General features: G+C 37.0%; 11 protein-coding genes. 6 read left to right on the top strand and 5 right to left on the bottom strand.

What is annotated here, in order from left to right:
* Window positions 1-22 precede the first annotated feature (22 nt).
* Both H033_RS0103875 and H033_RS0103870 read right to left on the bottom strand, forming a co-directional pair.
* Complete coding sequence (locus tag H033_RS0103875; protein ID WP_026837110.1) at window positions 23-700, bottom strand: response regulator; 678 nt, start codon at window positions 698-700, stop codon at window positions 23-25.
* Window positions 693-1,769: an ATP-binding protein gene (locus tag H033_RS0103870; RefSeq protein WP_026837109.1), complete on the bottom strand. Its 1,077-nt coding sequence runs from the start codon at window positions 1,767-1,769 to the stop codon at window positions 693-695. The genes H033_RS0103875 and H033_RS0103870 overlap by 8 nt, the downstream gene beginning before the upstream one ends.
* A 183-nt stretch (window positions 1,770-1,952) precedes the next feature.
* Between H033_RS0103870 and H033_RS0103865 the strand changes: the two genes are divergently transcribed.
* The 4 genes from H033_RS0103865 to H033_RS0103845 all read left to right on the top strand — a co-directional run bounded on the left by H033_RS0103865 (window position 1,953) and on the right by H033_RS0103845 (window position 6,901).
* On the top strand, window positions 1,953-3,719 hold the full coding sequence (locus H033_RS0103865; RefSeq protein ID WP_026837108.1) for an SLC13 family permease: 1,767 nt from the start codon (window positions 1,953-1,955) through the stop codon (window positions 3,717-3,719).
* A gap of 522 nt (window positions 3,720-4,241) precedes the next feature.
* A complete protein-coding gene (locus H033_RS0103855; RefSeq protein ID WP_026837107.1) occupies window positions 4,242-5,240 on the top strand; it encodes a DUF1028 domain-containing protein in 999 nt (332 codons plus the stop codon).
* Between the two features lie 40 nt (window positions 5,241-5,280).
* Window positions 5,281-5,646 (top strand): hypothetical protein, encoded by a 366-nt coding sequence (locus tag H033_RS0103850; protein WP_026837106.1) that lies wholly within the window; start codon window positions 5,281-5,283, stop codon window positions 5,644-5,646.
* Window positions 5,647-5,746: 100 nt separating this feature from the next.
* Window positions 5,747-6,901: a DUF3095 family protein gene (locus H033_RS0103845; protein WP_026837105.1), complete on the top strand. Its 1,155-nt coding sequence runs from the start codon at window positions 5,747-5,749 to the stop codon at window positions 6,899-6,901.
* Window positions 6,902-6,940: 39 nt separating this feature from the next.
* Here H033_RS0103845 and H033_RS0103840 read toward each other — a convergent pair whose 3' ends face one another.
* Window positions 6,941-8,488 (bottom strand): M20/M25/M40 family metallo-hydrolase, encoded by a 1,548-nt coding sequence (locus H033_RS0103840; RefSeq protein ID WP_026837104.1) that lies wholly within the window; start codon window positions 8,486-8,488, stop codon window positions 6,941-6,943.
* A 162-nt stretch (window positions 8,489-8,650) separates the two neighbouring features.
* Here H033_RS0103840 and H033_RS0103835 point away from each other — a divergent pair, with 162 nt between their 5' ends.
* Window positions 8,651-9,874 carry a cysteine desulfurase-like protein gene (locus H033_RS0103835; protein ID WP_026837103.1) on the top strand — a complete coding sequence of 408 codons (1,224 nt, stop codon included), beginning with the start codon at window positions 8,651-8,653 and terminating at the stop codon, window positions 9,872-9,874.
* Window positions 9,875-9,966: 92 nt separating this feature from the next.
* Here H033_RS0103835 and pncA read toward each other — a convergent pair whose 3' ends face one another.
* Both pncA and H033_RS0103825 read right to left on the bottom strand, forming a co-directional pair.
* A complete protein-coding gene (gene pncA / locus H033_RS0103830; RefSeq protein ID WP_026837102.1) occupies window positions 9,967-10,575 on the bottom strand; it encodes a bifunctional nicotinamidase/pyrazinamidase in 609 nt (202 codons plus the stop codon).
* 1 nt (window position 10,576) lies between these two features.
* Entirely contained in the window at window positions 10,577-11,980 is a 1,404-nt protein-coding gene (locus H033_RS0103825) for a nicotinate phosphoribosyltransferase (protein ID WP_026837101.1), read from the bottom strand.
* A gap of 545 nt (window positions 11,981-12,525) precedes the next feature.
* On the opposite strand from H033_RS0103825, the gene H033_RS19520 reads away from it, so the two are divergent.
* Window positions 12,526-13,932, top strand: coding sequence for a reprolysin-like metallopeptidase (locus tag H033_RS19520; RefSeq protein ID WP_196809417.1), 1,407 nt, complete (start codon window positions 12,526-12,528; stop codon window positions 13,930-13,932).
* Window positions 13,933-14,030: the final 98 nt, after the last annotated feature.

Genomic DNA, 14,030 nt, shown 5'->3' with positions numbered 1-14,030 from the left:
TTGTATAAAGATTTTATAAAAACTATTGAAAACGATACCCAACACCACTTTCTGTAATGATGTATTGTGGATTGTTGGGGTTTTCTTCAAGTTTTTTACGAAGATTTCCTACAAAAACACGTAAATATTGTGTTTCGGTTTGATAGCTGTAACCCCAAATATTTTTTAATATAAACTGATGCGTTAATACCTTGCCTTCGTTTTTTGCAAACAATGCCAATAAGTTATATTCAGTAGAAGTTAGCTTTACTGTTTCTGCTTTCTTCTTTACAACCCTGGCAACTAAGTCAATTTCAATATATCCACAAATTATGGTCGAGTTGTTTTCAGTATTTTGACTACTTCTAATCGCAGATCGGATTCTTGCCAACAATTCGCCCGTGCGAAAAGGTTTAGTTAAATAGTCAGTTGCACCATTATCTAAGGCTGAAACAATATCAGTTTCACTGTCTTGAACCGAAAGCATAATAATAGGCTTGTTATACCATTCTCTAAGTTCCTGTAAAACTTGGTGTCCGCTTATGTCGGGCAGTCCAATGTCAAGTAATATCAAGTCTGGAGGATGATTAGCAGATAAAATCAAACCTTCTTTTCCAGTAGCTGCCTGATTAACTTTATAATCGTTACTCTCCAAATTAATTTGAATTAACTTTCTTATTTGTGGTTCATCATCTATGATGAGTATCTCTGTCTTATTCATTTTCCAAAATGGTGCTTTGTGAAAATTCACTGGGAATTTCAATGGTGAATTTTGCACCCACTTGCGGTAAGTTTTCTAACTGTACGGTTCCGTACATTGCTTCAGTATAACCTTTTACTATAGAAAGTCCAAGGCCTGTTCCGCCAGTTGATGTTCTGTTTAATCGGTAAAATTTGTCAAAAACAAAATCCATTTCGTTTTCAGGAAATCCGTTTCCATTATCGGAAAAATGGATAATACAATTTTTTTCGCTGTGAGTTACTTCAATATTAATGATTGAATATTCGGGGGTGTATTGAATAGCGTTATGGATAAGATTTTGAAGAATTTGCTCTACCAAACCGCCATCTAATTTGAACAAAGGCAAATTTTCAAGGGGCGTGAATTTAATTTGATGATTTTTCGTTTCATCACTACTGTTCTTAATTGCGGTAAAAACGAGTTCATTAAAATCGCACCAGTCTTTTTTAGGTTGAATAAATCCAGCTTCAAGTCTGCTCATATTCAATAGATTTTCCACCTGCCTGTTGAGTCGTAAACTAGCAATTTCAATTTCTGAATAAAGTTCTAAACGGTTCCTTTCCGAAAGTTTATTTTGATTATCTTTTATGGTATCAATCGCCCCGATTATTGTTGAAATTGGAGTTCTCAATTCGTGAGAAAGTGAGTTGAGTAAGGTATTATAAAGTTTGATGGCTTTAGCCCTTTCTACTTCGTCTCTTTCTTTTCTTTCTACTTCCCGTATTTTATAAGTTAAAACCGCATTGATTGTAGCAATTACAAAATACATCATGAAAACTAGTGCATCTTCGGCTGTGCCTATATGTAAAGTGAACGTTGGCTTTATAAAAAAGAAATTCCATATCAATGCACTCAATAAGGCAGAAAGTATTACTGGAAAAATGTCAAATAAAATAGCATTCACTGAAACTACCAGTAACAAAATTAGTGCTACGGCTCTGTAACCGATAAAACCTACCGAGAAATAACATAAAACAGCAGTCAACACAATAAGTAAAACACTTATCAGGTATTGATTTTTCTTACTGAAATTTCTAGTTATAAGCAATTTATTTTTCTTTGTGGCAAAGGTAGTTGTTGAGATATAAAGATTTTATAAAGATGTAAGCCATCTTAGTGCTAGTTTTACTCCCCGGTTATATATTAACCGGACATTAATGTTCTTAAAATGGAAAAGAAACAGATATTAGCTCAAACATTGACTTTTCTTTACTTAATAGCCTAATAAAATATGGATCAAAGTATTGTATTTATTACCCTTGCTCTAGCCCTAATCCTTTTTATTTGGGATAAGGTTCGTTATGATATAGTTGCTTTTCTTACACTTTTTACATTAGTTGTTTTTGGAATAATTCCATCGAGTGAAGCTTTTAAAGGTTTAAGTCATCCTGCAGTTATTACGGTAGCAGCTGTGCTTATAATCAGTAAGGCTCTTCAATATTCCGGACTTGTAGATGTTATTGTTGACTGGATAAGCAGGATATCTGAGAAATTATGGATACAGATTATATTACTTTGTGGTATTGTTGCCTTAGCTTCTGGTTTCATCAACAACATTGGTGCTCTAGCCATTATAATGCCCGTGGCAATTCACCTTTCACGAAAAAATAAATTTTCACCTTCAATTCTTCTTATGCCCCTGGCATTTGCTTCAATCCTTGGCGGGATGATTACACTTATAGGAACCCCTCCCAATATTATAATATCCACTTTCAGGGAAGAAGCTTTAGGTAGTAGATTTGAGATGTTTGATTTTGCTCCGGTTGGTCTTGCCTTAACCGTGGTCGGACTTCTTTTTATCACCCTGCTGGGTTGGCGGTTCTTACCCAAAAGGCAGTCAGCCGAGAGTCCCGATATATTTGAGATAGAAAATTATATTACAGAAGTGATCATTCTGCCAAATTCAGATCTAATTGGAGTGACCATTTTCAAAGTAAATGAATTGCTGAAGACGGAAGTTATTATCTTGGGGATCATTAGGAACAATGTGCGCATACACGCACCTTCGCCCTGGGAAGAATTACTGGAAGGCGATATACTTATCCTTGAGGCCGATACCGAGGATCTCAAAAAATTTACCGACTCCAAAAGATCTACTCTTGCAGAGGGTAAACTTCTAAGAGATAGCGCAAGGGGATCTGATATAATCCAGACCGCTGAAGCTGTAGTAATGGCTAATTCCCTGTGTGTGGGAAGCAGCGTAACAGAGATAAGAATGCGGTCACAATACAATATAAATGTGCTGGCAATTGCCCGTGAAAACAAGAAAATAAAAAAGCGAATTGCCCAAACTATAATAAAACAAGGGGATGTGCTGCTTTTACAGGGCCGTCCAGAGAACCTTAAGGAAGCCATGAAATCCTTGAACTTCCTCCCTCTGGCTGAAAGGGAATTGCATCTTGGAAGACCTACCCGGGTCATTGGTGCGCTTAGTATTTTTGCAGCAGCAATCATCCTAGTGATAACAGGACTCTTGAGGGTAGAAATAGCTTTTTCTTTCGCTGCTGTAATCCTGGTGATAAGTAAAATTCTACCCTTGAAGGAAGTTTACCTAAGTGTTGACTGGCCAGTGATCATCCTCTTGGCTGCAATGATCCCGGTGGGAGAGGCTTTTGAATCCAGCGGAGGAGCCGCGACGGTTACCAGTTTGATATTGACACTAGACAACGATTATCCTGTTTGGATCTTTCTGGGTTTACTTATGACCATAACTCTGGTTCTCTCCAATATTATTAATAACGCCGCCACAGTGGTATTAATGGCTCCCATTGCCATAAAAGTTGCTGAAAGTCTGGGATTAGCCACAGACCCTTTTCTTATGACTATTGCTGTGGGGGCCTCCTGTGCCTTTCTTACTCCAATTGGGCACCAATCCAATACCCTGGTTATGGGACCGGGAGGATATAAATTCAGCGATTACTGGAAAATGGGACTACCTGTAACCATACTAATATTGTTATTCGGCATTCCACTTATCCTCTATGTGTGGCCTGTTTAACGTTGGGCTATTTTCTTGAATTGCATTTATATTTTCCTTTTGCGACTAAAAATGTCCAAAATAATCTGAAGCAATATGGTTTTTTTCGATATCACCACCACCAGTTTTTAAAAGGTGATTTGACATCATAATTGAAATTAAAGTATTAATATTTTATTGCCCCATAGCTACCATAACTAATCTGCGGTTGGATCCTATGCTGTTTTTATGATGTACGGGAAGCTATGCGTAAAATAAAAACAGCATAGGGAGCGAAAATATGATTTTGTTTGATTGGTATTATTACTGTAAAAGTGACCTCGCCAACCCCGAGCCGTCGGGGGAACTTGGATCTAAAGTTTAGGACCCCGACGCTTCGGGGCTATTCTATCCGTTGAACTACGAGACCATTAATTAAAGATCATAAATTTATAACCTCTAAGAGGTTTTGCTATAACTTATTCCAATTCATTAAAAATTATGTAAAAGGAGGTACAGTAGTAAATAGCTAGAATTTCCCTATTTTTAAGTAAAATTCGAAATATGAACATAAATTATAAACACACAATTATATTCCTAATAGGCTTGATGTTTTCAGGGACTATAATTGCCCAAACCCATCCTATTATGAAAGACCCCTTTGCACATACCTTTTCTATAGTTGCCCGAGATTCTGTAACTGGAGAAATGGCGGTGGGAGTTCAAAGTCATTGGTTTTCTGTAGGACCATTGGTGGCTTGGGGAAAATCTGGAGTTGGGGTGGTAGCAACTCAATCTTTTGTTAACCCAGCTTATGGCCCTAACGGGTTAAAATTAATGGAAGAAGGAAAATCTGCCTCTCAGGCTTTAGAAAAATTAATAGCTGAAGATGATGGTGAAGAGTATAGACAGGTTGCTTTTTTAGATTCTTCTGGAAGAACAGCTGCACATACTGGTAGTAGTTGTGTAGAATCTGCTTTTCATTATACAGGGAAGAATTACTCTGTACAAGCAAATATGATGCTTAATGATAAGGTGGTACCCGCAATGAAAGATGCGTTTTACGAGCATTCTGATCTTCCTTTGGCAGAAAGAGTTGTTAAAGTTTTACAAGCGGCACAAAATGCTGGCGGAGATATTCGCGGGAAGCAATCTGCTGCATTGATCGTGGTAGGCGCTAACAAGGTAAAGAACTCCTGGGAGGATAAAAAGATAGATCTTAGAGTAGATGATAATGCGGAACCTTTAGTAGAGCTGGAGAGACTTCTGACTGTAGCTAGGGCTTATGAATTTATGAATAAAGGAGATCTTGCAATGGAAGCAGAAGATATAGACGAAGCTTTAAAGCAGTATGGCAGCGCAGAAAAACTATTTCCCGATAACTTAGAAATGAGATATTGGAAAGCGGTAGCACTTGCAAATAGCAAGAGATTTGAAGAAGCGATCCCTATATTTAAAGCTATATTTGAGGCAGAAGATAATTGGAGAACGATGACCTTGAGATTACCAGCTTCTGGGCTTTTAAATGTAACGGAAGCCGAATTAGATAAGATTGTGAATTAAATATCAAAATTGATTTTTACTGAATTTAAAAAAAAATATTATGAAAAAGAGACTCTTAAATAGTACCATCATTGCCTTAAGTTTAATTGTGATGATCGCATGTAAAGAAGAAAAGAAAGAAACTGAAGCATCTCCGGCTAATTTAGAAGTGGAAACTACAGATAATCCAAAAACTACTGCTGCCTTGAATCCGGTACATGGACAGCCTGGACATCGTTGTGATCTTCCCGTGGGAGCTCCTCTAGACCAAGCTGCTAGCACAAGTCTTCAACAAACCAATACCACTACTCTAAATCCAAATGTTTCTCCAGTGAGAGTTGACGGAGGTGTTACACCTACCAAAAACCCTGCTCATGGGCAACCAGGGCACGATTGCTCTAAACCCGTTGGAGCAGATCTAAATTAGACTGAGGAAAGTTTATTAAACCCCTTTTATATTCGTTCAATAAAAATATTGAAGGGGAAATTTTTTAGTTACACGGTCGACTAAAATTCTAAAATTAAATATGGCGAATTCAACCAGTCTTAACTTTTATTCTAGCCTCGTATTGCAAACTATTCCTATTAGTGATCTGGTTGCTAATAAATCCCTTTTCTCTAAAGTCCCAGAAGACTGGCATGCAGTTGCCGCAGATATCAAAAATTCTACCGAAGCTGTTAGAAACGGAAATCATGACCAGGTTAATTTAGTGGCAACTGGAAGTGTAATTGCCATTTTAAACTTAGCCTATTCAAAAAAAATGACTATCCCTTTTTTCTTTGGAGGAGATGGTGCAACTATGCTAATTCCTTCAGAATTACTTGATGCCGCAATGGCAGCTTTAAATCAGCATAGAATAAATACGTTAGAAAATTTTGGGCTCGAACTTAAAATAGGTTCTCTTTCCATTAAAGAGATCTATGAGAAAGAGATCTCGTTGGAAATCTCAAAAGTTAAAATAAGTGATATCCTAACTATACCAGTAGTTCTTGGTGAGGGTCTACAATATGCAGAAAACCAAATAAAGGCCAACTTTGAGGACTCGCATAAAGGGAGCACCAAAATTCCAGATCTCTTAAATTTAGAAGGTATGGAATGCAAATGGGACAAAATAAGTCCGCCAGAAGCAAATCAAGAAGTTGTAAGCCTAATAGTAATTGCATGTAAAGAAGAAGATCCTTCAGAAATATTTTCTAAGGTCCTACAGAATATTGATACTATTTATGGTTCCTTAAACAGTAGAAAACCTATTTCAGTAAAACGATTAAAATTGAAGGCAAACCTTAAAAAACTAAATGATGAAATGCGGACAAAACTGGGGAAGTACGATGGGTTTTATCTCCTAAAAAATTGGTTTACTACAACTTTTGGCAAATACTATTTAAAGAATACCACTTCAGGGAAAAATTATCTTCAGAAATTGGTAGAGTTGACAGACACCCTAACCATTGACGGTCGTATAAATACCGTAATTACAGGCACAACGCCACAACGAGAGTCATTAAAATCTTATTTGGATCATTTGGAAAAAAATGGACAAATTAAATACGGGTTGCATGTTAGTAAACAAAGTGTGATGTCCTGTTACGTTAGAGATATGAAAAAAGATGACCATATTCACTTTGTAGATGGCGCAGGCGGTGGTTACACAAAAGCAGCAAACCAATTAAAAAACAAATAGTCTTCTAATTGGCTTGCAATATATTTTGAAATTTATTTTCTAATCTAGACCTCCACTTCTGTTGGCATCTCTTGCCTCTGGCCATGTCATTTGCTCTCCAGATCTTTTGTCTAAAGGTAAAGCTCTTTTTTCTCTTGAAGTTATTTCCGGATCTTCACTCGCCATATAGGCCATAATCGCTGTAAGTATCACGTTACTACGAACATCATCAAACACAATCTTATCATAAGTATCCAAGTTGGTATGCCAAGTATAATTCCAGTAAGACCAGCTTATAGAACTTAAACTGAAAGCTGGAACTCCTGCCGCTAGAAAAGAAGCATAATCCGATCCACCACCACCTGGTATTCCAGGGAAAGTAGTTTCAATTTCATCTGTAATTTCTTCTGGAACTGCTTCCAGCCATCTACCTAAATAATCGTAAGAGTTCAAGAATCCTCCACCTGAAAGATTTACCACTCTGCCGGTTCCATTATCCTGATTAAATAATGCCTGAACATTGTCTACGATTTCCGGATGATCCTTCACAAATGCTCTAGACCCATTTAATCCTTGCTCCTCACTACCCCAATGGCCTGCAATTATAGTACGCTTTGGATTTGGATACATTTTTTTGAGAATTCTCATAGCTTCCATCATCACCATAGTACCAGTTCCATTATCTGTGGCTCCTGTTGCTCCATCCCATGAATCGAAATGCGCTGAAAGGATTACATATTCCTCAGGTTTTTCTGTTCCTTTAATGGTTGCTATGGTATTAAAAGTAGGAACTACACCCAATTCTTCAGATTCTGCAACCAGTCTTAATTTAGGTTTATCTCCATACTCAGCCATTCTATAAACCATTCCATAATCCTCTAAAGAAAGCTCTATAGTTGGAATTTTTTTAGTGGAAGCAGAAAATATCTTGTTTGCTCCAAATCCTCTGGACCAGTTTAAGGTAATAATTCCGACAGCTCCTGCTTTTTCCAAAGCTTCAGTAATGTTTCTGTTGGTATATCCTGTTTTGGTCATTCTATCTGACCATGCATCAGATTGTGCTTTTCTCTCCTCTTTCATTTTAGCGAAAGAAGAATCGGTAGCAAATTCTTCCCAATTCTCATCTGGTCTCCCAGTCATTTGAGGCATAGAAATCATTACTAATTTCCCTTTAACTCCAAATAATAATTTTGCAAAATTGGTAGAATCTTTGGCTTCTGGTAAAATAACAACTTCAGCAACAATAGGTTTTCTACCCGAGCTTGGGCTCCAAGCCAATTGCATTCCAGAAAGAGTTCTTACTCTAGGTTCTATTAGGTCTATATGGGTAATTCCTCGTTTCCAGCCTCGCCATTCTCCCCATTGCTGATTTTCTGCAGGAATATCCCATTCTTTATATTTATTCACCGCCCAATCGTGCGCTTGCTTCATTTCTGGAGTTCCCACTAATCTTGGGCCAACCACATCTAAAAGTTCGTGCCCCAATACCTCAAGTTGTGAGTTTTCTGAAGCTTCCTTTACAATATTTTGAATAACAACATCCTGATCCTGAGCAAAAAGAATGCTCGAGAAACAAAAGGATGCAATGAATAAAAATTTGCTTTTCATAAAAAGTGAGTTTAATTAATTCTAAGTTGTTCAAATATATCTTTTTTTGTCTTAATAATTTTCAAGGTGACATTTTTGGTATAATACGCAAGAAAACACAAATCACATTTTTAAACTTCCTATTTTTGATTTATAGGAAACTGTAACCAAGAAAACTTTATTATGGATTTAAAATTTATACGTGAACAATTTCCGGCTCTTAAAAAAGGCTACACATTTATGGATAATGCAGGAGGCTCGCAAATTTTGGGGAGTAGCATCAACTTTATTTCTGAATATTATTTAAACTATAATGTGCAATTAGGTGCCTCTTATGAAGTTTCAGCTAATGCGGGTAAAGCACTGTCAAATTCTACGGAGAAGGTTGCAGAATATCTAAATGTTTCCAATCCTAAAGAAGTAATTATTGGGCCTACCTCTACAATGCTGTTAAGGATCCTGAGTATTTGTATTAGCGATAGCTGGAAAGCAGGGGACGAGGTTATTATAACCAATACAGATCATGAAGCCAATGTTTCGTGCTGGAAAGAATTAGAAAGAAAAGGTATTAAGATTAAGGTATGGAAAGTGAATCCAAGTTCTTTTGAATTGGAATTAAATGAACTTTCTAAGTTACTTTCCAATAAGACAAAATTAGTGGCAGTAACACATTGCTCGAATGTTTTGGGAAGCATTAACCCCATTAAAGAGATTTCCAGAATTGTACATGAGGCCGGAGCACTTATTTGTGTAGATGGCGTTGCTTTTGCTCCCCATAGAAGAGTAGATGTGCAAGAGCTGGATGTAGATTTTTACGTATTTAGCTGGTATAAAGTTTTTGGTCCGCATCTGGCAGTGATGTATGGAAAGTTGCCTTTGCTTTTTGGTATGCCTGGAATTAATCACCAATTTTTCAAACCCGAAGATGTGCCCTATAAATTTCAGCCGGGGAATTATAATTTTGAACTTACCTATAGTTTAAAAGCTATTCCTGAATATATGATCGGGATATATGATCATCACTTTTCTGATAATAAATTTAGCAGAAACGAAAAGCTGGAAGCTAGTTTTGAGCTGATAGCTAATTATGAGGCTCAATTGGCACAGGAGCTTTTAGGCTATTTGAGATCTGTTGAAGACATTAAAATTATTGGCGCCTCGAGTGCCGATGCCACTCTTCGTGTACCAACCATTTCTTTTATTCATCCCAAATTTAAAAGTTCAGAAATTGTGGATTTCATAGATAAAAAGCACATTGGGGTTAGGTATGGAGATTTTTATGCGAAACAGCTAATTAAAGATCTGGATCTGGAACAATATGAGGGTGTGGTTAGAGTGAGTTTGGCACATTATAACACAATGGAGGAGGTTCAGAATCTAATAGAGGCCTTTAAAGAGGTCTTTTAATTCCTCACTGAAGGTTTATTTCCCTGAGGCCTGCCAGAATCAGTTAGGCGAGCTTGCCCGAATCAGTCACGCGGGCTTGCCCCAAAAGTTCTTTATTTTATTTCTGATGTAGCAATAATTTTTCCTCCAGCGTGAAGGATGGCCTTTTTTGCTTTTTCAAAATCATCCTGAGAAATAGCTTTGGTGGCATCTTCAATCAAAATGGCTTCAAAACCTTCTTTTAGAGCATCTATAATGGAGAAATAGACACAGTATTCTGCTGCAAGGCCACAAAAATATAAAGTACTAACTTCTTTTTCTTTGAAATACCCAGAAAGTCCTGTAGATTTTAAATGCGCATTATCATAAAATCCGCTGTAACTATCTATTTCCTTATTGGTTCCCTTTCTGAAAATAGCTTCAATTTTTTTTAAATTTAATTCAGAATAAAACTCTGCTCCTTTTGAATTTTGCACACAATGAACTGGCCATAAGGTTTGATCCATTTCATTCAATTTGATGATTTCGAACTCTTTCTTACCAGAATGATTTTCAGCAAAACTGGAATGATTTAAAGGATGCCAATCCTGGGTTGCTATTACCAAATCAAATTTTTCTTGTAAGTTGTTTATTATGGGAACAATTTTATCTCCTTCGGGAACTGCAAGCGAACCTCCGGGGATAAAGTCGTTTTGCATATCTATAATTATCAATGCTTTCATCCTACTTCTTGTATTTCTTTAATAATTGCTCACGCTCTTTCTTTAGCGTTTTGCTTATTCCCACTTTATATATGTGAGGGTTATCAAAGCGTTTATATTCCATAGGAAGACTCGCCAAACGCATTTTAGAATATGCCGCAATTTCTATCAAGGTTCTGGAATTTGCAGTTCTTTTTCCATTTTCCATCACTAAATGAAGTAAGGCTTCAGACTTATTATTTTTTACAGACAAAGATTTCAATATTTCCTGAGGATCATAAATTCTTGAAACCTCTTCCTCTTTTCTCATTGTAATGGCATCGGCACCTATAAGTTCTCCTTTTGCATTCATCAATCTATAAACCTGCTTTTTATGGGGAATGGTTACTTTGGAAAGACTTTCAGAAATCTTCAATCTTGGAATACCGTTAGAAACGGATAGTTTATAAACGCCATCTAATGCACCGTCTGGATCACCGGTCACCAAATTAGTACCAACTCCAAATATATCTATCGGAGCTTTTTGCTCTAACAAACTCTTGATCACATATTCATCTAACTGATTTGATGCCGCTATTTTCACATAATCCAGACCTGCCTTATCAAGCATTTTTCTACTTTCTTGCGCCAAATAAGCCAAATCTCCACTGTCTAGTCTAATTCCGGATAATTGTTCTCCTCGCTCTTCCATTTCCTTTCCTATCTTAATAGCATTTGGAAGACCGCTCTTAAGCGTATCGTAAGTATCTACAAGAAGCACACAGTCTTTTGGTCGGCTTTGGGAAAAGGCTCTGAAAGCTGTTATTTCGTCGTCATAACTTTGAATAAAGGAGTGTGCCATAGTCCCAGAAACTGGGATATCAAAATCCTTACCTGCAATCACATTGCTTGTGCCATCAAATCCTCCTACTATTGCCGCTCTACTGGCATAATATCCACCAGGACCATGGGCTCTTCGCAAACCGAATTCAAGTAATATCTTATCTTTTGCAACCAATCTCATTCTACTAGCCTTAGTGGCAATCAAAGTTTGAAAATTTAAAAGATTCAAGAGGATAGTTTCTATAAGTTGAGCTTCTATAATATTGGCTTCTACTTGAAGTATCGGCCTGTTGGGAAATAAAATATCACCCTCTCTAGCAGCCATGATAGTACCGGAAAATTTAAAGTTTTTTAAGTAGTCTAAAAACTCTTCAGAATAATTCTGATCTTTTAAATAAGTTAGGTCATCTTCACTAAATTTAAGCTCTTCAAGAATTTCCAAGAGGTCTTCTAAACCCGAAAAAATAGCATATCCCCCATCAAAAGGAAGCTTTCTAAAGTAGTAGTCGAAAACTGCAGAGTGTTCTTTTTGTCCATTTTCAAAATAGACTTGTGCCATAGCAAGTTGATATTGATCTGTATAAGTAGAAGTGAAATCGAGCATTTAATTAATTTTGGTGAAGCGGGCTATCCCTGTATCACCTTCAATTTTTTAAGATAATAATCGAGATCCTGCTCACTATGTAATACAAATTTAATCTTTTGGATTTTGGATTTCTCATTCAGCTTCTCTAAAATTGTTTTGAGGACAATATTATCCCCCTTATCCCCTCCTAAATCCTCCCCAAAGGGGAGGACTTTCAGAATTTTGCTGAAGAAAATCTTGCTGAGTTATCCCAATCCTGTTTCGTTCAGAAGTTTTAGGCTTAGAACACTACTTTTTCTATAGCAGTAGTTAATTTATTTTCCTAATTTAGAAAGATTTCGCAATTCCTTGGTATTAACACAAAATCTAAAAAGCTCCTGAAATTGAGAGAGAACCGAAAACGATACAGAATCTTTTTTAAGCTTGAGGAACATCTTGAAGTCCCAATGTTTCTTCTGGCGATTGGGTGGTTAATTCTTTTTATTATAGAAATTTTTAGAGGACTCAGCCCATTTCAAGAAAAGCTCATATACCTTATATGGATTCTCTTTATACTCGAATTTTTGATTAAAATAATAATAGCACCCCGAAGAAGTCAGTTCATAAAGCAGAATTGGATCACCGTAATATCACTAATAATACCTCCGCTTCGGGTTTTTAGTATGTTGAATGCTTTAAGAATACTGCGTACGCTAAGGGTTATAAATTCTACAAAGATCATCCGGGCTATCACTTCAGGAAAAAGGTTTTTTGGTGCATTAGATAAAGCACAGGGTCCACAGCCAAATGCAGAGATGGATGTAGGATTCCTGATCGCAGTTAAGAATCTGAAAGAAAAAAAAGAAATGATTGCGTATGCAAATCAACTTGCTGAAGACGTAAAACCGGAGCTGGAAGAAAGTACAGGAATAAAATGGAATTTTGTTATTTCAGAAACTTTTAAACTTGACAATGACCGCTCCAGAAATCCGTCTTTTTTCCTTGACAGAGCCAGTATGAGTATGGCTGAGGGCAATTATGACCTTGTTTGTGTACTAACAGATATTGGACTGATGTCTAGGAGAAATGTCCAGGTTTCTGCCCTTAGTTCATCCATTGCACGCATTGTGGCCCTTTCCACAAGACAAACTACGTCCACAGGAAAGAACCGGGAAAGACTTGATTTAAATAGCACATTCGTCCGGTACAACTCTGCTTCTCTTCTCCTTCATCAAATAGGGCATATATTGGGCCTGAACCACAGCCCTGCAACAGAACCGGGAATTATGAGTTCCACAAAATTCGACAGGTCTTTATCAAAAGTTCCCTCTTTTTCTTCAAAAGAAAAACAAGTACTTAAGAAAAAAGCAAAGAAGGCTCCAGACAGAGAGTTGAGAAATGGAAATGATCTTGAAACCTTCATTTTTCATATCCTTATGACCTTTAGGCATCTTGGTAAATTCTTTTGGCCACTGATAAGGAATAAAGCATTATTACTGCCGCTTTCCTTGCCGGGTTTAGCTACTGCCGCGGTAGCGCCCGCAATAATTTTAATTTTCAACGCAGAGATCTGGGATGTGGGTTTAGGAATGACCAATGGAACTGCTGCATTTTTTGCGATTATAAGCATCATGTTAGCAAGCTTTTATCTGGTGCGGGTACAATCTCTGTTTCTTCCGAAAAGAGAAAAAAGAATTATTACTGAACATCTTGCCGTGGCCAACACAGTTATCTATTTCAGCATTTTCCTTGCTTGCATTGGACTTTTCCTCATGGTAGGGGCATTGATGATGGTAATAGAATTGTACGTATTCCCAGAAGATCTTATGCGCACTTGGCCAACTTTAAGCAAACCGGAAATTTTATTGGAAGATAAGATCAGGATCGCAGTTTTTATAAGCACAGTTGGAGTAACCACGGGTGCCTTGGCAGGGGGATTAGAAAGCAGAACTATTATTCAACATCTGGCCTTGTTCAGAAAAAACGAATAGGAGAAATAAAAAAAACTCTATAGTCCCCACCATGTCCATAACTTCTGAAAATGATGCATGAATCCTTCAAAAAATAGGAGAAAAATATTATAAACAAA

The organism is Gillisia sp. JM1 (assembly GCF_000424645.1).
In the GTDB taxonomy this organism is placed as follows: domain Bacteria; phylum Bacteroidota; class Bacteroidia; order Flavobacteriales; family Flavobacteriaceae; genus Gillisia.
Note: the sequence above shows the minus strand (reverse complement) of the source record. Positions and strands in the feature narration are given on the sequence as shown.